Source organism: Pseudomonas sp. Xaverov 259 (genome assembly GCF_019352915.1).
GTDB lineage: Bacteria > Pseudomonadota > Gammaproteobacteria > Pseudomonadales > Pseudomonadaceae > Aquipseudomonas.
Window position 1 is genome coordinate 61,826 of sequence record NZ_JAAAFV010000042.1, and the last position, 18,782, is coordinate 80,607.

An 18,782-nucleotide genomic window follows, 5' to 3' on the forward strand; every position below is an offset into this window, starting at 1 on the left:
TGGATATGTACACCACCAACAAGCCGCCATCGCAGGCAAGCCAGCTCCCACATTTGGAATGCATTCCAACCTTTCAGCGGTGTGTTGCAATCCAGATCAACAACCCCGCCTGAAACACCGTAAATGCCACCAGACACGTAATGGTAAAGCGCAGCCCGCTGTCTTCGCGCTTGAACTTGGTGACCTTTTCTTCTTCCTTGCGCAGCTTCACTTCCTGCTCGGCCAGGTTCTGCTCGGCCTGTTGCAGCATTTGCGCCGCCTCGAGGATTTCTACGTACTGCACCTTCTCGGTGTTCCAGCTGTCCAGCACTTCGCTGACTTTGCCGGGCTGCACATTGCCTTTGAGGTGCTGCACATCGGCGTAGGCCACATCAAAACCCTGGATGCGCAGGAAATGATCGCGGCGCAGGCGCGTGGCTTCGTTGAGTGCATCCTTGTTGGCGAGGTCCACGCCGTCGACACGGTAATGTGACCACTTCTTTTTCGCCCACGCGGCGCCCTGAGCAACCAGAAAGCGCCCCAGGCCACGGTTGGCCGGTTCGATTTCCAGGCTGTTGCCCGGCCCGAAGTGCACACGGTGCGTATCGTGGTCGACCCAGATATCCAGGTGGTTCTGCTCGCGGCGCACGCGTTGGCCGGGCAACTGGATGACCATGCGCAACAGGCTGTGCTTCTTGTCATGGCGCTCGGTATAGCCGAACTGCACAAACCGCAGCGGCCGTGCGCCGGTGGCGCGATCAGTCGCCAGTGGCGCCAGGCGCAGCATCTTGAAATGTTCGGCCTGAACGTCCGCCCATGGCAGCGCCGCCGCCTCGACGGCCTCGGGTTTTTCAGCCGGGGTGTCGGCGGTAGAGTCGGGTGTTGCTTCGGTGTTAGTCATGCGGCGCGATCCTGTCCAAGCCCTGCAAGTCGATAGTCTTTTTACTGTCGACTCTGGGCTTATCGGCCGTTTTATTCAGGACTGGAGGCAAATAGTCGCTTAACGGGGTTGAAGTCCGTCGATAAAGCGCACGATACGTTGGCCCAACTCGGCGGCGAGCGGCAGTTTGGGGTCGTTGTACGACGCCAGCTGTTCCTTCACATCCTTGGGCACGATGCGCATCACGTGGTTCATGCCTTGAATAACGGCCAGTTGTGCGTCCGGCTTGGCCGCCTGTAATTGTTGGGCATCCGCCACGCCCACCTGGATATCGTTGGTGCCCTGGATGATCAACGCCGGCATCGCCAGTTTGGCGAAGGCGGCCGATGGGTCGGCGCGAAACAGGCTGATCAGGTACGGCTGCACGCTGGGGCGGAAAATGCCTTCCAGCGGGCGCGGTACGTCGGCATCTAACTGGCCGGCCTTGAGGTGGTCGAGGATTTCATTACTGCGCAACAACAGGGCAGGCGGCAGATGATCGGCCAGTTGCTGGCGGATCACCTGGTCCACTGGCCGCGCGCTGCCGGACAGCGAAATAACCCCGGCCGGGTCGAGCTGCGGGGCGGCGAGGGCGGCGACCAGCGCGCCTTCGCTATGGCCCAGCACAATCAACTGGCCCATGCGGCTGTCGGCCTTGAGCAGCTTGCCCCAGGCCACGGCATCGGCCACATAGGCATCCAGGCTGAGGTTGCGTTCGTCGGGGGTGGCGGCCAGGCTCGCGGCCACGCCGCGCTTGTCGTAGCGCACACTGGCGATGTTATTGCGCGCCAGCACCCAGGCCAGGCGCTTGAGGCTGTCGTTGCGCGCGCCATCGGCGCTGTTGCCGTTGCGGTCGGTGGGGCCGGAGCCGGCGATGATCAGCACCACGGGCACGGGTTTGTCGGATTTTGGCAGCAGGAGCGAACCAAACAACTCGCCGCTGCCGGTGTCCAGGCTTATCGGCCGTTGCAACACAACGGGGGAGGCGGCGAAGCCAAGGCTCGAAAACAAGGTAAGGGTCAAAAGCAAAACTCGCAGCATCATCGCGCCATCATCAGGAAGGTGCCGGTTGGACCAACGTCTACCGGTAAGGTTTCGAGGATGAACTAGTCGGTTAGCCTGCGTATACTGGCCGCCTTAAGTTATTACGGTTGAGTTGATTCAACTGATTTCACGGAGCGCCCTGCATGTCCGGCAATACCTTCGGCAAGCTGTTCACTGTCACCACCGCGGGCGAAAGCCATGGCCCGGCGTTGGTCGCCATTGTCGACGGCTGCCCGCCAGGCCTCGAGTTGTCTCTGGAAGACCTGCAGCGTGACCTCGACCGCCGCAAGCCCGGCACCAGCCGCCACACCACCCAGCGCCAGGAGCCCGACGAAGTCGAGATCCTCTCCGGCGTGTTCGAAGGCCGCACCACCGGCTGCGCCATCGGCCTGTTGATCCGCAACACCGACCAGAAGTCCAAGGACTACTCGGCGATCAAGGACCTGTTCCGCCCGGCCCACGCCGACTACACCTACCACCACAAATACGGCGAGCGTGACTACCGTGGCGGTGGCCGCAGCTCGGCGCGTGAAACCGCCATGCGCGTGGCCGCCGGTGCCATCGCCAAGAAATACTTGGCCACGCAGGGCATCGTGATCCGTGGCTACATGAGCCAGTTGGGCCCGATTGAAATCCCGTTCAAGACCTGGGACAGCGTCGACGACAACGCTTTCTTCAGCCCCGACCCGGACAAAGTGCCGGAACTGGAAGCCTATATGGACCAGTTGCGCCGCGACCAGGATTCGGTCGGTGCCAAGATCACCGTGGTCGCCGAAGGCGTCAAGCCGGGCCTGGGCGAGCCGATCTTCGACCGCCTCGACGCCGAGCTGGCTCACGCGCTGATGAGCATCAATGCGGTCAAGGGCGTGGAAATCGGCGCCGGTTTTGCCTGTGTCGCCCAGCGCGGCACCGAGCATCGCGATGAGATGACCCCGCAAGGTTTCCTCAGCAACAACGCGGGCGGCATCCTCGGCGGTATTTCCTCCGGCCAGCCGATTGTGGCGCACCTGGCCCTTAAGGCCACATCGAGCATTACCACGCCGGGCCGTTCGATCGATGTGCACGGCAACCCGGTGGACGTGATCACCAAGGGCCGCCACGACCCGTGCGTGGGCATCCGTGCCACGCCGATTGCCGAGGCGATGATGGCCATCGTGTTGATGGACCACCTGCTGCGCAACCGTGGGCAAAACGCCGATGTGCAGGTGAGTACGCCGGTGTTGGGCCAGCTGTGACGGTCTGACCGTGACAGCCCTCCCATACTGGCGTCTCTCCAGCTTCTACCTTTTCTACTTCGCCCTGCTCGGGGCGACGGCGCCGTTCCTGGCGCTGTACTTCGACCATCTGGGGTTTTCCAGCGCACGCATTGGCGAACTGGTGGCCATCCCCATGCTGATGCGCTGCGTGGCGCCCAACCTGTGGGGCTGGCTCGGCGACTACACCGGCCGGCGCCTGGCCATCGTGCGTTTTGGCGCGGTGTGTACCCTGGCGAGTTTCTCGCTGATCTTCTTCAGCAAAACCTACGCCTGGCTGGCCCTGGTCATGGCGTTGCATGCGTTCTTCTGGCACGCGGTGCTGCCGCAGTTTGAAGTGATCACCCTGGCGCACTTGCAAAAGCAAACGGCGCGCTACAGCCAGATCCGCCTGTGGGGCTCCATCGGTTTTATCCTCACCGTGGTGATCATGGGGCGGCTGTTCGACGGATTGAGCCTGGACATTTACCCGGTGGTGGTCGTGGTGATCATGGCCGGCATTATTGGCGCCAGCCTCTGGGTGCCGAACGCGCAGCCCGCCGTGCAGGGCGACCGCCTGGCCGGTGACGGCTTTCTCAAGCAATTGCGCAGCCCCGGCGTACTGGCTTTTTATGCCTGCGTGGCCCTGATGCAAATGAGCCATGGCCCGTATTACACCTTCCTGACCCTGCACCTTGAATATTTGGGTTATAGCCGTGGCGTGATCGGCATGCTGTGGGCGCTGGGCGTGGTCGCGGAGGTGCTGATGTTCCTGGCCATGAGCCGCATCCTCACGCGCTTTTCGGTGCGCCGGGTGCTGCTGGCCAGTTTTGTATTGGCGGCTATCCGCTGGCTGCTGCTGGGCTCATTTGCCGAAATCTTCTGGGTATTGCTGCTGGCGCAGGTGCTGCACGCCGCTACGTTTGCCAGCTTTCACGCGGCCGCCATCGCCTTTGTGCAACGCAGCTTCGGCGCCAAACAACAAGGCCAGGGCCAGGCGCTGTATGCCGCACTGGCCGGCACCGGCGGCGCGTTGGGCGCGCTTTACGCCGGCTACAGCTGGAACCTGTTGGGGCCGACCCTGACCTTCAGCATCGCCAGTGTCGCCGCCCTGGCCGCCGCCATTATCATTGGCCTTCGATTGCAAGAGCCGAATAAAGGAACCGAGCAATGAGTTATGTCGCTGTTTATGCCGTCGCCACTGGGGATACCCCGAACAAGGTCCTGACCCATTTTGACGACATCGTCTCGACGTTGGCCGAACACGCGGTGCGCTTCGCGCGCTGGCAGCCGGCGCCGATTGAGAAGGGCGCCAGCAATGCCGACATGATCGCCGCGTACCAGCCGCAGATCGATGCCCTCGGCTACGCTGCCGTGGAGGTGCTCAGGGCGGCGGGCGATCCGGCACAGAACGCTGAACTGCGCGCGCAGTGCCTCAATGAGCGCCGCTACGGCGAAGATGCCGTGCGTTTCTTCGTGGCGGGCCAGGGCCTGTTCAACCTGCACGTGGGCGATTACGTATACGCCGTGCGTTGTGAGAAAAATGACTTGCTGGTGATTCCAGCCGGCATGCCGCACTGGTTCGATATGGGCGAGAATCCGCACTTCGTCACCTTGCATTTGTTCAACACCGCTAAAGGCTCTGAGCCTCAACTCACTGGCGACGATATTGCCGGCGATTTTCCTGGTCTGGACGACTAAGCATAGATCGTTAAATGTGCCACCCAGGCAAGTTGGAAGTTGCTGTGGGAATAAGCCTAATTATTTGTAGGGCGTAGCTGTTTCTACTGCGCCCTATGCTTTCAATCCATTCGTTATGTAACTCTCTGCGGACTCGATGTTTATATCACCTGTCAATAGCAGGAATCCGAAAGGTGATAGGGCATCCACTACATAAGGAGAGAGCACAATGAGTGGCCCAGAGCAGTCGTGTCGCACGCCGGTGGACGCGCCGATGACCGTTAGAAGACGTCTGAGCCTGGGCGGCAAGCCCCTCACTCCGACAGAGCTGGAAATTTTGCGCTGGGCCTCGGAAGGCAAGACCGTCTGGGAAATCAGCCAGATTAGGGCGACCTCTGAAGCCACGGTGAAGTTTCATCTGCGCAATATCTACGGCAAGCTGGAAGTCACCAACCGCGTACAGGCGATGAATGAGGCCAGCCGACAAGGCTTGTGCTGAAGCCACACGAAAAAGGGCCGCGACGCCTATAAGCGTCGCGGCCCTTTTTGGTTAGCGGTTGCTTATGCCGAGTGGTAGGTCGGCAGGGCAAAGCGATTCTGGCTTTGCAGCATCGAAATCTGCGGCAATTCACTGGCTTGTTCGGCCAGGTCGCGGCGGATGGCGCTGATCACCCAGGTCAGTTGGTCAGCGGTGTGCAGCTGTTGATACGAGATCGAGCGCTTGACCTGTTTGCCTTCGCTGTTGCGCAGGGTCAGCAGGATACCGCCGTCGGGACGTGGCTGAGTGGTGACGTCGTATTGGGAGAATACAGAAGCGAATTTATCTTGGATCAGGCTCATGTCTATCAGCTCCGTTGGCTCAAGTTGGCAAGCATGGAGAGATAGGTGCAGTGATTGTGCCAGTATTGGATATCTTAAAAAGTCGTTATAAATCAGTAAGTTAAATTTTTTCTAAAATTTCGGTTTCGTGCAATTTGCATGAATGGCCATCGTGCATCCTGCATTTTGCGTTATCCGCGCCGACCGATTCAGGCCCGCCTTAAGCATAATGACTGCCTCGACCGGGCAAAATTCCTTTTCTGTGGGGGCTGGCTCGGGATACAAAACTTTTCAAATCCCGCATGTACAGCCAAAGAATGGCAGGCGTATTTTCCTGCAAGGCATTCGGCATCTGCCTACAGGGCTGCCGCTATCCCTGGATCATACGAAGAATAAGAAAAAGGACGTTCCGCCATGAGCCATCAGCAAGACGACATGATCACGTGGGGCAAGCTTTTACGTAAGGTGCCTGCGATTGTTCGAGCTTTGCCACGCGTGGTGCGCGGCATGCGCGCCGCGAATGTCACCGACCCCGCGCAGCCCTGCGGCCTCGGTTGGCACTTTGAACAGGCTGCGTTGCGCAACCCCGACGGCGCGGCGTTGTTGTACGGCGATAGCGTGCTCAGCTACCGCGAAGCCAACCAGCGCGCCAATCGTATGGCTCATTACCTCCAGGCGCAGGGCATCGGCAAGGGTGATGTGGTCGCGTTGTTTATTGAAAATCGCCCGGAACTGCTCCTCAGCGTACTGGCCGTGGCCAAGCTGGGCGGTATCTGCGCCATGCTTAACACCGCGCAAACTCAGGCGGCGCTGGTGCACAGCCTGAACCTGGTGAACCCGGTGGCGATCGTGGTGGGCGCGGAATTGGAATCCGCCTATGCGGCCGTGCGTGATCAAGTGTCGATTGCGGCCGAACGCAACTGGTTTGTGGCTGATCAGTCCTCAAACGCGGTGCCGCAGGGCTACACCGACCTGCTGGCTGCCAGCGCCGACAGCCCGCTGGACAACCCTGCCAGCAGCGGGCACATCTTCTTCAACGACCCGTGCTTCTATATCTACACCTCCGGCACCACCGGCTTGCCCAAGGCCGGCATCATGAAGCATGGGCGCTGGACCAAGACGGCGGTAAGTTTCGGCAGCATCGCCCTGGACATGGGGCCGCAAGACGTTCTGTATTGCACCTTGCCGCTGTACCACGCTACTGGCCTGTGTGTGTGCTGGGGTTCGGCGATTGTCGGCGCGTCGGGCTTCGCCATCCGGCGCAAATTCAGCGCCAGCCAGTTCTGGGACGATGCGCGCAGATTTAAAGCGACCACCCTGGGGTATGTCGGTGAGTTGTGCCGCTACCTGCTGGACCAGCCGCCCAGCGCGCAGGATCGCGACAACCGGGTCACCAAGATGGTTGGCAATGGCCTGCGTCCCGGGGTTTGGGCGCAGTTCAAGCAGCGGTATGGCGTCGAGCACATCTGCGAGCTGTATGCCGCCAGCGACGGCAATATCGGTTTTACCAATGTGCTGAATTTCGACAACACCATCGGCTTTTGCCTGCAGCATTGGGCGCTGGTGGAGTACTCCCACGAAACCGGCGAGCCGTTGCGTGGCAGCGACGGTTACCTGCGCAAGGTGCAAACCGGCGGGCAGGGCTTGCTGCTGGCCAGGATCGATGAGAAGTCGCCGTTCGACGGCTACACCGACCCGGAAAAGAACCGCAAAGTGGTGCTCACGGACGTGTTCGAGAAGGGCGACCGCTACTTCAATACCGGCGACCTGTTGCGCAGTATCGGCTTTGGCCATGCGCAATTCGTCGATCGCCTGGGCGACACCTACCGTTGGAAGGGCGAAAACGTCTCCACCACCGAAGTCGAAAACGTGCTGCTGCAGCACCCGCAGATCGCCGAAGTAGTGGCCTATGGCGTCGAGATCGAAAACACCAATGGCCGCGCCGGCATGGTGGCCATCACCCCAAGCGAATCCTTGGCGGCCCTGGACATGCGCGAGCTGTTGCAGTTTGCCCACGGCCAGTTGCCGCACTATGCGGTGCCGTTGTTTTTGCGCATCAAGGTCAAGATGGAAACCACCGGCACTTTCAAATACCAGAAGGTCAAGCTCAAGGAGGAAGCCTTCGACCCGGACAAGGCCGGTAACGACCCGGTGTACGCGTGGCTGCCGGGCTCCGACAGTTATGTACCGGTCACCGGGCAATTACTGGCGCAGATCCAGGCCGGGCAGTTCCGTTATTGATTCTGCCTATGAATGCTTTTGACAAAAAAGCCATGACAGCGGGGAACTCCCTCGCGACACTGGGCGCCTTATACACATTCCCAGACAAGGAGCGCCCTGCATGTCAGACCAGCCCAAACAAATGACCGACGATGAAGCCGCCGAATTCGCCGAGCAGGTTTTCGATGTGGCCCGCAAAGGCGATGCGGCGATGCTTACAGCGCTCCTGGCCAAAGGTCTGCCGGCCAATTTTCGCAACCACAATGGTGACACCTTGCTGATGCTCGCGGCCTACCACGGCCATGTCGAGGCGGTAAAAGTGTTGCTCGAGTTCAAGGCCGATCCGCAGATCGCTAACGACAAGAACCAACTGCCGATTGCCGGCGCCGCGTTCAAGGGCGACCTGGCGGTGGTTAAGGCGCTGATCGAAGGCGGCGTGCCGGTGGATGCCTCATCTTCGGACGGGCGTACAGCGCTGATGCTGGCCGCGATGTTCAACCGCGTGGAAATGGTCGACTACCTGCTCGCTCAAGGCGCCAATCCCAAGGCCACCGATGCCCAGGGCGCGACTGCGTTGGCGGCGGCGCACACCATGGGCGCGGCGGAGACGGCGGCGAAGTTGCAGAAACTGGTGTAGGCTACGCGCCCTCAAAAACCAGCCCGTTACAGGACCTTCCCATGCACACCGCCCTCGTCGAACTTATCAGCAAAATCAGCGCCGGCGTCATGGGCGAGGACGAGGTGGCGCGCATCGCCACAGAAGCCGCCCAAGCCTACGCAGACCCGGCGGCGTTTCTGGCCGCGAACCCGGATATCAACTACGACGACACTTTCCCGATCCCACTGGGTGAGTGGGTAGTGGTGGGCAGCCTGCCGGACACGGTGTTGTTCCAGGCAGACACCTATGGCGATCTGTTCGCGCAGATCGTCGCCTCGTTCGGCCCCGGCGTGGCGTTCAACCTCAAGCCCAAGCAGTTGGCCAAGACCGAAGAACTCACCGCGCTTAACCGCATCCAGATCCAGATGAGCGCGTTGAGCCCTGAGTATGGCGGCTACGTGCTGCTCAACTTCAGCCAATTGCTCGATGACGAGATCCAGGCCGTGTTGGTGTATGGCAACGACCTGCCGCGCGTATTGGAACTGTGCGCCGAAGTGGGGATCAAGGCCGAGCCGTCGCTGGAAGCCTTGAAAGTCGCCGTACACGTCTGAAATAAAACGGAACCCCTGTCAGGGCTGACTATCCTACAAGTGCATGCCCTCACTTAGGAGCGACACCATGGGTTCCACTTTCAACGGTCTTATTGGCCTGATCATCCTGGCGCTGGATATCTGGGCGATCATCAACGTGTTCAAAAGTGGCGCCAGCACCGGCGCCAAAGTGCTGTGGATCCTGCTGATCCTGTTGCTGCCGGTATTGGGCTTGATCATCTGGGCGATTGCCGGGCCGCGCGGTAACGTACGGATCTGATCGTTCACTTAATTTGAAGTGAGTACCATCCCTGTGGGAGCGGGCTTGCCCGCGATAGCGGTGTATCAGTATCAGATGTTTTGACTGGCACACCGCATTCGCGGGCAAGCCCGCTCCCACATTGGTTTTCAGCGTACTCAGGGTTTTGTGTGTCGAAACTATTCACTGCACACAATTTTCACATCTTTTCCAAGACAATTCGGCGGTTTTACGGCTCTGCCAAGGCTCTAACTCAAGGGCTATTAACGGCAGGTCCTGGGCGCACATTCAGTAATTAATAGCGTTGCTGCCGTTGATCGGGCACCATTTGCGCCACCGCGTTAACCGCCTACCCCAGCCAGCCTGGGCGAGGGATGGACGCCACTGCATTATTTCGAAACTTTAACTTCCAATGGGTCCTAGAACGACATGGCAAACCCGGACGCCCTGAGTCAGCAGCGAGCTTCTAATCGCTTGCTGCAACCGACCGTCAAATCCCATCTGGCATACACGCTGCTTTGCGCGCTGGTCATGATGGTGATGTTCTCCCTGCTGCGCCTGGCGCTGCTGGTCTACAACCGCGAGATGATCCTCGACACGCCGGCCTCGACCTTCCTCGAAGCCTTCGTCAACGGCACGCGCTTCGACATCCGCTTTGTGATGTACGCGTTGGTCCCGCTGCTGCTGGCGTTGTTCAGCGTACGGGCGATGGCGGCGCGTGGGTTCTTCCGTTTTTGGCTGACCGTCGTGTCCAGCATTGCCCTGTTCCTGGGCCTGATGGAAATGGACTTCTACCGCGAATTCCACCAACGCCTTAACGGCCTGGTGTTCCAGTATGTGAAGGAAGACCCGAAAACCGTAATGAGCATGCTCTGGTACGGTTTCCCGGTGGTGCGCTACCTGCTGGCCTGGGCTGTGGGCACGCTGATCCTGAGCATCGCCTTCAAAGGCGCCGACCGTGCGACGCGCCCACGTGGCCCGTTCAGCGGCGGCACCGTCGGCACTCGCCAGGTGGCTCCGTGGTACAGCCGCATTGCGGTGTTTGTGGTGTGCCTGCTGATTGCCGTGGTCGCCATCCGTGGCACCTTGCGCCAAGGCCCGCCGCTGCGTTGGGGTGACGTCTACACCACCGAATCGAACTTCGCCAACCAGTTGGGCTTGAACGGCACCCTGTCGCTGATCGCGGCGGCCAAGTCGCGCTTCTCCGAAGAGCGCTCGAACATCTGGAAAGCCACGCTGGACCAGCCGCTGGCCACCCAGACCGTGCGTGACATGCTGGTGTTGCCGCAAGAGAAACTGGTGGATACCGACACCGCCGCCGTGCGCCGCGACTACACGCCACCGGCCGAGAAAACCCTGCCGATCAAGAACGTCGTAGTGATCCTGATGGAAAGCTTTGCCGGTCACTCGGTCGGCGCCCTGGGTCGCCCAGGCAACATCACGCCATACTTCGACAAACTGTCCAAGGAAGGCCTGTTGTTCGACCGTTTCTTCTCTAACGGCACCCACACCCACCAGGGCATGTTCGCCACCATGGCGTGCTTCCCGAACCTGCCGGGCTTCGAATACCTGATGCAAACCCCCGAGGGCAGCCACAAGCTGTCGGGCCTGCCGCAGTTGCTCAGCGCGCGCAAGTTTGACGACGTGTATGTCTACAACGGCGATTTCGCCTGGGACAACCAGTCGGGCTTCTTCAGCAACCAGGGCATGACCAACTTCATCGGGCGCAACGACTTCGTTAACCCGGTGTTTTCTGACCCGACGTGGGGCGTGTCCGACCAGGATATGTTCAACCGTGGCCTGGAAGAGTTGAAGGCCCGCGAAGGCGGCAAGCCGTTCTACGCCCTGCTGCAAACCCTGTCCAACCACACGCCGTATGCGTTGCCGACGCCATTGCCAGTCGAAAAAGTCACCGACCGTGGCAGCCTCAACGAGCATTTGACGGCCATGCGTTACTCCGACTGGGCCCTGGGCCAATTCTTTGAAAAAGCCCGTAAAGAGCCGTACTTCAAGGAAACCCTGTTCGTGATCGTGGGTGACCACGGTTTTGGTAACGAGCAACAGATCACCGAGATGGACCTGGGCCGCTTCAACGTGCCGATGCTGATGATTGCACCGGGCATGCAGGAGAAGTTCGGCGAGCGTGACCACACCGTGGGCACCCAGATCGACATCGTGCCGACCATCATGGGCCGCCTGGGTGGCGACACCTTGCACCAATGCTGGGGCCGCGACCTGTTGAACCTGCCGGAAGGCGACAAGGGTTTTGGCGTGATCAAACCCTCGGGCAGCGACCAGACCGTCGCCCTGGTCACTGCTGACCGCATCCTGGTACTGCCTAAAGAGATGCCACCGAAACTGTGGGAATACGAGCTGGGCGCTAACCCGACCGGTAAGGTCATTCCTGAATCGCCGGACGAAGCCGCGCTGAAACAGAAACTTGAGTCGTTCTTGCAGACGGCTACCAAGAGCCTGTTGGATAACACTGCGGGTGTGATCGACGGCAAGCCGGACTAATCACCCGGGCATAAAAAAGAGGCCTTCTGGAAGGCCTCTTTTTTTGTCCGGATTTTATATCCGGCCGAGCAGCAACAGCACCAGCAGTACCACCAGCACCACGCCGAGAATACCCGACGGGCCATAGCCCCAGTTACGTGAGTGCGGGAATACCGGCAGGCCGCCGACCAGCAGCAGGATCAGGATAATGATCAGAATCAGGCTCATGTTTTTTTCCTTGTGGGCCTTCTGAAAAGACCAGTTGTTTAACGACAGGCCCGTGGGTTTATTTACGGACGCCTTAATAACTCCGACTGTGCAGTTGCGCAGAAAATTCCGTGGTTTCTTAAAGCATTTCGCAAACTCGCTTATTTCTTTTAATGCGTTCGCAATTACGTGTACTTAGTTGAAAAAGATTGAACTTACGCTATAAGCCGCTCTGGCACCTGGCCGGCGGTTTGCCTGAGGCATTCATCAACTGGATGGTGCGTGGGTGTAGGAAAAAGCTTCGCTACACTGCCGATCACTTCTTCCGTGAACTACAAGGCTACTACCTATGCAAAATCGCATGATGATCACTGGTGCCGGGTCTGGCCTGGGTCGCGAAATCGCGCTGCGCTGGGCACGCGAGGGTTGGCAGTTGGCCTTGTCGGACGTCAGCGAACCGGGGTTGCAAGAAACCCTCAAGCGGGTGCGCGAGGCCGGTGGCGATGGTTTTATCCAGCGCTGCGACGTGCGTGACTACAGCCAGCTCACCGCCTTTGCCCAGGCTTGCGAAGTGAAGCTGGGCGGCATAGATGTGATCGTCAATAACGCTGGCGTGGCTTCGGGTGGCTTCTTTGCCGAGTTGTCCCTGGAAGATTGGGACTGGCAAATTGCGATCAACTTGATGGGCGTGGTCAAGGGCTGCAAAGCGTTCCTGCCGCTGCTGGAAAAGAGCAAGGGCCGGATTATCAACATCGCGTCCATGGCTGCGCTGATGCAGGGGCCGGCGATGAGCAACTACAACGTGGCCAAGGCCGGTGTGGTGGCGTTGTCGGAGAGTTTGCTGGTGGAACTCAAGCAGCAGGAAGTCGGTGTGCATGTGGTGTGCCCGTCGTTTTTCCAGACCAACCTGCTGGATTCGTTCCGTGGGCCTACACCGGCGATGAAAGCGCAGGTGGGCAAGTTGCTGGAGAGTTCACCGATTTCGGCGGCGGATATTGCCGACTACATTTATCAGCGAGTGGCCGAAGGGGAATTCATGATTTTGCCCCACGAGCAGGGGCGGATGGCGTGGGCGTTGAAGCAGAAGAACCCGCAGTTGCTGTATGACGAAATGACGCTGATGGCCGACAAGATGCGCGCCAAGGCCCAGGCCACCAAGGGCTGAGCGGATGATCGTTCCCACGCGGAGCGTGGGAACGATCAGAAGCGATCAAATATAGGGGGTTGTCTGTCAGCAAAATTACCGGCCTGCGTAGGCCTTGCCTGATTTAACCGCAAGCCATTGCTGCGCCAAATCCAATCGCGCATGGTCAAGGTCCTGTCACTCCAAAAGGACAACCGCCATGCTGGTCTTAAGCCGCGCTGTAGGCGAAATCATCTCTATCGGCGATGACATCGCCCTGCACATCCTCGAACTGAACGGTACTCAAGTGAAATTCGGCATCGCCGCCCCGGCGGGTGTGAATGTCCATCGGGCCGAGGTGTATCAGAAGATCCTTGAACGCCAGGCCACAGAAACCCACGCCGTACCCAACCGCTGAAACCTGCTCAGTCAAACAGATGCTTGGGCACGTGGTGCTTGAGCATCAACTGGCATTGCTCGCTTTCCGGGTCGAACACGATCAGGGCCTGGCCCTTGGTCAATGCCTGGCGCACGCGCAGTACGCGGGTTTCCAGGGGCGTGTCGTCGCCATTGTCGGTGCCGTCGCGGGTCACGAAGTCTTCGATGAGGCGGGTCAGGGTGTCGACTTCAAGTGCGTCGTAGGGAATCAGCATACAAGCCTCTGAGGTAGGAACCCGGCGATGCTACTGCGCCGGGGCCCTTGTTACCAGCAGTTACCAGTGTCAGGACTTCTGACCGACCAGGCTGTCCACCGACGGCACGCGGGTGTCGCTCTCCATTTGCGTTTCGTGCTCGATCTGATGACTGAACCGGTCCAACGAACCCTGGGCCGGTTGTGCATCGCTGGCGAATACGGGCGGGCTGAGGATGTAAGCGCCCAGCAGGCGGCTGAGTGCGGCCAGGCTGTCGATGTGTGTGCGCTCATAGCCATGGGTCGCATCGCAACCGAACGCCAGCAGCGCGGTGCGAATGTCGTGGCCAGCGGTCACAGCCGAGTGGGCGTCGCTGAAGTAATAGCGAAACAGGTCGCGGCGCACCGGCAGGTCGTTATCAGATGCCAGGCGCAGCAGGTGGCGGGACAGGTGATAGTCATACGGCCCGCCGGAGTCCTGCATGGCCACACTCACGGCGTGCTCGCTGGAGTGCTGGCCGGGCGCGACCGGGGCGATGTCGATACCGACAAATTCGCTGACGTCCCAGGGCAGGGCGGCCGCCGCGCCACTGCCGGTTTCTTCGGTGATGGTGAAGAGCGGATGGCAGTCGATCAGCAACGGTTCGCCGCTGTCGATAATCGCCTTGAGCGCAGCGAGCAGGGCGGCAACACCGGCTTTATCGTCCAGGTGACGGGCGCTGATATGCCCGCTCTCGGTGAACTCGGGCAGTGGGTCGAACGCTACATAGTCGCCGATGCTGATGCCTAACGAGTCGCAATCGGCACGGGTCGCGCAGTAGGCATCCAGGCGCAATTCCACGTGGTCCCAGCTCACTGGCATTTCATCCACGGCGGTGTTGAACGCGTGCCCGGAGGCCATCAACGGCAACACACTGCCACGGATCACGCCGTTGTCGGTAAACAGACTGACACGGCTGCCTTCGGCAAAACGGCTGGACCAGCAGCCCACCGGCGCGAGCGTCAGGCGGCCGTTGTCCTTGATCGCACGCACGGCGGCACCGATGGTGTCCAAGTGTGCGGAAACCGCGCGGTCGGGGCTGTTTTTCTGGCCCTTGAGGGTCGCGCGGATGGTGCCGCGCCGGGTCATTTCAAAAGGAATGCCGAGCTCTTCCAGGCGCTCGGCGACATAGCGCACGATGGTGTCGGTAAACCCGGTGGGGCTGGGAATGGCGAGCATTTCCAGCAGCACTTTCTGCAGGTAGTTGAGATCCGGTTCGGGGATGGTTCGGGTCATGGAAACTCCTGATGAGTTGAGGGCGATCGTTCCCACGCTCCGCGTGGGAATGCCTCACTGGACGCTCTGCGTCCGCTCTTGTGACGCGGAGCGTCACCGGCTGCATTCCCACGCAGAGCGTGGGAACGATCAGTGGTCAGGCAGTTGGCTGACTGTGCGGAAACAACAAGTCCACAAACTTCTCCGCTGTCGGTTGCGGTTCATGATTAGCCAACCCGGCGCGTTCGTTGGCTTCGATAAACACATACTCGGGCTGGTCGGCGGCGGGCACCATCAGGTCCAGGCCGACCATGGGAATGTCCAATGCACGGGCGGCGCGCACGGCGGCGTCCACCAGTGTCGGGTGCAGAATCGCGGTGACATCTTCCAGGCAACCGCCGGTATGCAAGTTGGCGGTACGGCGCACCGCCAAGGTTTGGCCACGCGGCAAAATGCTGCTGTAGTCGTAACCGGCGGCGTGCAGCGTGCGCTGGGTTTCGGCGTCCAGCGGGATTTTGCTTTCACCGTCAGTGGCAGCCTGGCGACGACGGCTTTGGGCTTCGATCAAGGCACCGATGGAATGCTGACCATCACCGGTCACTTCGGCAGGCCGCCGAATCGCAGCGGCAACCACCTCAAAGCCGATCACCAGGATGCGCAGGTCGAGGCCTCCGTGAAAGCTTTCGAGCAGCACACGGCTGTCGAACTGGCGCGCCGCTTCAATGGCCTTTTGCACCTCTTCGATGCTCTGCAGATCCACCGCCACGCCCTGGCCTTGTTCGCCATCGAGCGGCTTGACCACGATGCGCTGGTGCTCGTCGAGAAACTCCAGGTTGTCGTCGGCACTGCTGGCCAATTGTTGCGACGGCAGTTTCAAACCTGCCGCACTGAGCACCTTGTGGGTCAGGCTCTTGTCCTGGCACAGGGTCATGCTGATGGCGCTGGTCAGGTCGCTCAACGACTCGCGGCAACGCACGCGGCGCCCGCCATGGCTGAGGGTGAACAGGCCGGCGTCGGCGTCATCCACTTGCACATCAATGCCACGTCGATGGGCTTCTTCGACAATGATGCGCGCATACGGGTTGAACCCCGCCTGCGGGCCGGGGCCAAGAAACAGCGGTTGGTTGATGCCGTTCTTGCGCTTGATCGCAAAGGTGGTCAGCGCGCGAAAACCGAGCTTGGCGTAGAGGCTCTTGGCCTGACGGTTATCGTGCAGCACCGACAGGTCGAGGTAGCTCAGGCCACGGCTCATAAAGTGCTCCACCAGGTGGCGCACCAGCACCTCGCCCACGCCTGGGCGCGTGCATTGCGGGTCGACCGCCAGGCACCACAGGCTGCAACCGTTTTCCGGGTCGTGGAAGGCCTTTTGATGGTTCAGGCCCATCACGCTGCCAATCACCGCGCCGCTGTCCTCATCCTCGGCCAGCCAATACACCGGGCCGCCTTGATGGCGTGGGGTCAGGCGCTCGGCGTCGACGGGCAACATGCCACGGCCTTGGTAGAGTTGGTTGACCGCCTGCCAGTCGGCCTCGGTCTGCACCCGGCGAATTCGAAAACCGCGAAATACCCGCGTAGCGGGGCGGTAATCGCTGAACCACAGGCGCAGGGTGTCGGAGGGGTCGAGGAACAACTGCTGCGGGTCAATCCCGAGGATTTGCTGGGGCGCCGCCACATACAGCGCGATGTCACGTTCGCCCGCCTGCTCATTGAGCAGTTCCTGGGCGAGGCTGGCCGGGTCCGGGAAGGTGTGCCCGATCAACAATCGGCCCCAGCCGCAATGCACGGCAATCGGTTCGGCGCCCAGCGGGCTGCCGTCTTCAGCCAGGCGCGCCTGCAGGCGCTCGTAGGTCGGCGCCTGGCCCTTGAGCAAGCGTTGGCTGTAAGCCGCTGCAAGAGGTTTCATCAATCAGATTCCTTGTTCGCTGAGCCACAGGTTCAGCGCCGCCAGTTGCCAGAGTTTGGAGCCGCGCAGTGGCGTCAGTTGGCCCTGCGGGTCGGTCAGCAGGCGGTCGAGCATGGCCGGGTTGAACAGGCCGCGATCCTGGCTTGGGTCCATCAGCAAATCGCGCACCCAATTCAACGTGTCGCCCTGCAAATGCTTGAGGCCCGGCACGGGGAAGTAGCCTTTCTTGCGGTCGATGACTTCACTCGGGATGACTCGGCGTGCGGCCTCTTTCAAGACCTGCTTGCCGCCATCGGGCAGTTTGAATTTGCCTGGCACGCGGGCTGACAGTTCCACCAGGCGGTAGTCCAGGAACGGCGTGCGCGCTTCCAGGCCCCAGGCCATGGTCATGTTGTCGACACGTTTGACCGGGTCGTCCACCAGCATCACCGTGCTGTCCAGGCGCAAGGCCTTGTCCACGGCGGCATCGGCGCCGGGCATGGCGAAATGTTCGCGTACAAAGTCACCGGCGGCGTCGTTGGCGGTCAGCCATTTGGGCGCGACGGTGGCGGCGTAGTCGTCGTAGCTGCGGTCAAAAAATGCATCGCGATAGGCCGCATACGGGTCGTTGGCGCCGTCCACTTGCGGGTACCAGTGGTAACCGGCAAACAGCTCGTCCGCACCCTGGCCGCTCTGCACCACTTTGCAATGCTTGGCCACTTCCCGCGACAGCAGGTAGAAGGCGATGCAGTCATGGCTGACCATCGGCTCGCTCATGGCGCGAAACGCGGCCGGCAGTTGCTCGATGATCTCGCTTTCGGCGATGCGCAATTGGTGATGACGGGTGCCGTAGTGCTTGGCGATCAGGTCCGAGTATTGAAACTCGTTGCCAGCCTCGCCGCCGGCATCTTCAAAGCCGATGGAGAAGGTCGACAAGTCCTGCACGCCGACTTCACGCAGCAGGCCCACGAGCATGCTCGAATCGACACCGCCGGAGAGCAGCACGCCGACATCCACGGCGGCACGTTGGCGGATCGCCACGGCTTCGCGGGTGCTGTCGAGCACGCGGTCGGTCCAGTCTTCGAGGCTGAGGTTCTTTTCATCCTCATGCGGGCCGTAGGGCAGGGTCCACCAGGTTTTCTGCTCGGTGGCGCCGTTGGCGTCGATGCGCATCCAGCTGGCCGGCGACAGCTTTTCGATACCCGCCAGCAAGGTGCGCGGTGCAGGCACCACGGCATGGAAATTCAAATAATGATTAAGCGCGACCGGATCCAGGATCGGGTTGATATCGCCGCCCTTGAGCAGTGCCGGCAGCGCTGAGGCAAAGCGCAGGCGCTGGCCGGTGCGCGACAGGTACAGCGGCTTCACACCCAGACGGTCACGGGCGATAAACAGGCGCTGGGCGTCACGCTCCCAGATGGCAAAGGCAAACATGCCATTGAGCTTGGGCAGCAAGGCTTCGCCCCAGGCGTGATAGCCCTTGAGCAGCACTTCGGTGTCGCCGCCTGAATAGAAGGCGTAGCCCAGGGCTTCCAGCTCTTCACGCAGTTCGGGGAAGTTGTAGATTGCGCCGTTGAACGCCAGCGACAGCCCCAGCTGGGCGTCGACCATCGGTTGGGCGGAGCCGTCCGACAGGTCCATGATCTTCAGGCGGCGGTGGCCCAGGGCAATCGGCCCTTGGGCATGGAAGCCCCAGGCGTCGGGGCCTCGGGGCGCAAGGTGATGGGTGATGCGTTCTACGGCTGCCAGGTCGGCAGGTTGATGATCAAAGCGTAACTCGCCAGCTAGTCCACACATAAATTCCTTACCGGTTTTTCCGTTGGGGAGGGCAATACTCAATACGCCCGA

19 protein-coding genes are annotated in these 18,782 nt (G+C 60.7%); 11 read left to right on the top strand and 8 right to left on the bottom strand.

Annotated features, from left to right (window positions below; all coding sequences use genetic code 11):
• Positions 1 to 73 precede the first annotated feature (73 nt).
• Complete coding sequence (locus K0H48_RS18595) at positions 74 to 880, bottom strand: hypothetical protein (RefSeq protein ID WP_138814548.1); 807 nt, start codon at positions 878 to 880, stop codon at positions 74 to 76.
• A 99-nt stretch (positions 881 to 979) separates the two neighbouring features.
• The gene (locus K0H48_RS18600) at positions 980 to 1,942 is read right to left on the bottom strand and encodes an alpha/beta hydrolase (protein WP_219268615.1); all 963 of its coding nucleotides are present in this window, start codon (positions 1,940 to 1,942) and stop codon (positions 980 to 982) included.
• A gap of 143 nt (positions 1,943 to 2,085) precedes the next feature.
• On the opposite strand from K0H48_RS18600, the gene aroC reads away from it, so the two are divergent.
• From aroC to K0H48_RS18620, 4 genes are all read left to right on the top strand, one after another.
• A complete protein-coding gene (aroC, locus tag K0H48_RS18605) occupies positions 2,086 to 3,177 on the top strand; it encodes a chorismate synthase (RefSeq protein WP_219268616.1) in 1,092 nt (363 codons plus the stop codon).
• Positions 3,178 to 3,187: 10 nt separating this feature from the next.
• Entirely contained in the window at positions 3,188 to 4,348 is a 1,161-nt protein-coding gene (locus K0H48_RS18610) for an MFS transporter (protein WP_219268617.1), read from the top strand.
• A complete protein-coding gene (locus K0H48_RS18615; protein ID WP_219268618.1) occupies positions 4,345 to 4,875 on the top strand; it encodes an acireductone dioxygenase in 531 nt (176 codons plus the stop codon). The genes K0H48_RS18610 and K0H48_RS18615 overlap by 4 nt, the downstream gene beginning before the upstream one ends.
• Positions 4,876 to 5,083: 208 nt before the next feature.
• The gene (locus K0H48_RS18620) at positions 5,084 to 5,353 is read left to right on the top strand and encodes a response regulator transcription factor (protein WP_017137824.1); all 270 of its coding nucleotides are present in this window, start codon (positions 5,084 to 5,086) and stop codon (positions 5,351 to 5,353) included.
• A gap of 62 nt (positions 5,354 to 5,415) precedes the next feature.
• Here K0H48_RS18620 and K0H48_RS18625 read toward each other — a convergent pair whose 3' ends face one another.
• On the bottom strand, positions 5,416 to 5,694 hold the full coding sequence (locus K0H48_RS18625; protein ID WP_016970113.1) for a DUF3509 domain-containing protein: 279 nt from the start codon (positions 5,692 to 5,694) through the stop codon (positions 5,416 to 5,418).
• Positions 5,695 to 6,087: 393 nt separating this feature from the next.
• Between K0H48_RS18625 and K0H48_RS18630 the strand changes: the two genes are divergently transcribed.
• From K0H48_RS18630 to K0H48_RS18650, 5 genes are all read left to right on the top strand, one after another.
• Complete coding sequence (locus tag K0H48_RS18630; RefSeq protein WP_219268619.1) at positions 6,088 to 7,914, top strand: long-chain-acyl-CoA synthetase; 1,827 nt, start codon at positions 6,088 to 6,090, stop codon at positions 7,912 to 7,914.
• A 100-nt stretch (positions 7,915 to 8,014) separates the two neighbouring features.
• Entirely contained in the window at positions 8,015 to 8,530 is a 516-nt protein-coding gene (locus K0H48_RS18635) for an ankyrin repeat domain-containing protein (RefSeq protein ID WP_219268620.1), read from the top strand.
• A gap of 41 nt (positions 8,531 to 8,571) precedes the next feature.
• Positions 8,572 to 9,102, top strand: a complete 531-nt coding sequence (locus K0H48_RS18640; protein WP_219268621.1) for a hypothetical protein — start codon at positions 8,572 to 8,574, stop codon at positions 9,100 to 9,102.
• Between the two features lie 67 nt (positions 9,103 to 9,169).
• A complete protein-coding gene (locus tag K0H48_RS18645; RefSeq protein WP_003172956.1) occupies positions 9,170 to 9,361 on the top strand; it encodes a PLDc N-terminal domain-containing protein in 192 nt (63 codons plus the stop codon).
• A 408-nt stretch (positions 9,362 to 9,769) separates the two neighbouring features.
• Entirely contained in the window at positions 9,770 to 11,857 is a 2,088-nt protein-coding gene (locus K0H48_RS18650; protein ID WP_138814557.1) for an LTA synthase family protein, read from the top strand.
• A 54-nt stretch (positions 11,858 to 11,911) separates the two neighbouring features.
• On the opposite strand, the gene K0H48_RS18655 is transcribed toward K0H48_RS18650, so the two are convergent.
• Positions 11,912 to 12,064 carry a DUF3309 family protein gene (locus tag K0H48_RS18655; RefSeq protein ID WP_015885095.1) on the bottom strand — a complete coding sequence of 51 codons (153 nt, stop codon included), beginning with the start codon at positions 12,062 to 12,064 and terminating at the stop codon, positions 11,912 to 11,914.
• 328 nt (positions 12,065 to 12,392) lie between these two features.
• Between K0H48_RS18655 and K0H48_RS18660 the strand changes: the two genes are divergently transcribed.
• Together K0H48_RS18660 and csrA are read left to right on the top strand one after the other, a co-directional pair.
• On the top strand, positions 12,393 to 13,208 hold the full coding sequence (locus tag K0H48_RS18660; RefSeq protein WP_065911448.1) for an SDR family oxidoreductase: 816 nt from the start codon (positions 12,393 to 12,395) through the stop codon (positions 13,206 to 13,208).
• A 178-nt stretch (positions 13,209 to 13,386) separates the two neighbouring features.
• Positions 13,387 to 13,584 carry a carbon storage regulator CsrA gene (gene csrA, locus K0H48_RS18665; protein ID WP_138814558.1) on the top strand — a complete coding sequence of 66 codons (198 nt, stop codon included), beginning with the start codon at positions 13,387 to 13,389 and terminating at the stop codon, positions 13,582 to 13,584.
• Between the two features lie 7 nt (positions 13,585 to 13,591).
• Here the strand turns inward: csrA and K0H48_RS18670 are convergent, their stop codons facing one another.
• From K0H48_RS18670 to K0H48_RS18685, 4 genes are all read right to left on the bottom strand, one after another.
• Positions 13,592 to 13,819 carry a YheU family protein gene (locus K0H48_RS18670; RefSeq protein WP_219268622.1) on the bottom strand — a complete coding sequence of 76 codons (228 nt, stop codon included), beginning with the start codon at positions 13,817 to 13,819 and terminating at the stop codon, positions 13,592 to 13,594.
• A gap of 69 nt (positions 13,820 to 13,888) precedes the next feature.
• Entirely contained in the window at positions 13,889 to 15,073 is a 1,185-nt protein-coding gene (locus K0H48_RS18675; protein WP_094953533.1) for an osmoprotectant NAGGN system M42 family peptidase, read from the bottom strand.
• 136 nt (positions 15,074 to 15,209) lie between these two features.
• Positions 15,210 to 16,955: an N-acetylglutaminylglutamine synthetase gene (gene ngg, locus K0H48_RS18680; RefSeq protein ID WP_219268623.1), complete on the bottom strand. Its 1,746-nt coding sequence runs from the start codon at positions 16,953 to 16,955 to the stop codon at positions 15,210 to 15,212.
• Between the two features lie 3 nt (positions 16,956 to 16,958).
• Positions 16,959 to 18,731 (bottom strand): N-acetylglutaminylglutamine amidotransferase, encoded by a 1,773-nt coding sequence (locus tag K0H48_RS18685; RefSeq protein WP_219268624.1) that lies wholly within the window; start codon positions 18,729 to 18,731, stop codon positions 16,959 to 16,961.
• Between the last annotated feature and the right edge of the window lie 51 nt (positions 18,732 to 18,782).

Coding starts and splice junctions, on each gene's coding strand:
- aroC (WP_219268616.1), top strand. CDS start 2,086: ATGTCCGGCAATACCTTCGGCAAGCTGTTCACTGTCACCACCGCGGGC.
- K0H48_RS18625 (WP_016970113.1), bottom strand. CDS start 5,694: ATGAGCCTGATCCAAGATAAATTCGCTTCTGTATTCTCCCAATACGAC.
- K0H48_RS18670 (WP_219268622.1), bottom strand. CDS start 13,819: ATGCTGATTCCCTACGACGCACTTGAAGTCGACACCCTGACCCGCCTC.
- K0H48_RS18675 (WP_094953533.1), bottom strand. CDS start 15,073: ATGACCCGAACCATCCCCGAACCGGATCTCAACTACCTGCAGAAAGTG.
- K0H48_RS18660 (WP_065911448.1), top strand. CDS start 12,393: ATGCAAAATCGCATGATGATCACTGGTGCCGGGTCTGGCCTGGGTCGC.
- csrA (WP_138814558.1), top strand. CDS start 13,387: ATGCTGGTCTTAAGCCGCGCTGTAGGCGAAATCATCTCTATCGGCGAT.
- K0H48_RS18685 (WP_219268624.1), bottom strand. CDS start 18,731: ATGTGTGGACTAGCTGGCGAGTTACGCTTTGATCATCAACCTGCCGAC.
- K0H48_RS18615 (WP_219268618.1), top strand. CDS start 4,345: ATGAGTTATGTCGCTGTTTATGCCGTCGCCACTGGGGATACCCCGAAC.
- K0H48_RS18630 (WP_219268619.1), top strand. CDS start 6,088: ATGAGCCATCAGCAAGACGACATGATCACGTGGGGCAAGCTTTTACGT.
- K0H48_RS18640 (WP_219268621.1), top strand. CDS start 8,572: ATGCACACCGCCCTCGTCGAACTTATCAGCAAAATCAGCGCCGGCGTC.
- K0H48_RS18635 (WP_219268620.1), top strand. CDS start 8,015: ATGTCAGACCAGCCCAAACAAATGACCGACGATGAAGCCGCCGAATTC.
- K0H48_RS18650 (WP_138814557.1), top strand. CDS start 9,770: ATGGCAAACCCGGACGCCCTGAGTCAGCAGCGAGCTTCTAATCGCTTG.
- K0H48_RS18595 (WP_138814548.1), bottom strand. CDS start 880: ATGACTAACACCGAAGCAACACCCGACTCTACCGCCGACACCCCGGCT.
- ngg (WP_219268623.1), bottom strand. CDS start 16,955: ATGAAACCTCTTGCAGCGGCTTACAGCCAACGCTTGCTCAAGGGCCAG.
- K0H48_RS18620 (WP_017137824.1), top strand. CDS start 5,084: ATGAGTGGCCCAGAGCAGTCGTGTCGCACGCCGGTGGACGCGCCGATG.
- K0H48_RS18600 (WP_219268615.1), bottom strand. CDS start 1,942: ATGATGCTGCGAGTTTTGCTTTTGACCCTTACCTTGTTTTCGAGCCTT.
- K0H48_RS18655 (WP_015885095.1), bottom strand. CDS start 12,064: ATGAGCCTGATTCTGATCATTATCCTGATCCTGCTGCTGGTCGGCGGC.
- K0H48_RS18645 (WP_003172956.1), top strand. CDS start 9,170: ATGGGTTCCACTTTCAACGGTCTTATTGGCCTGATCATCCTGGCGCTG.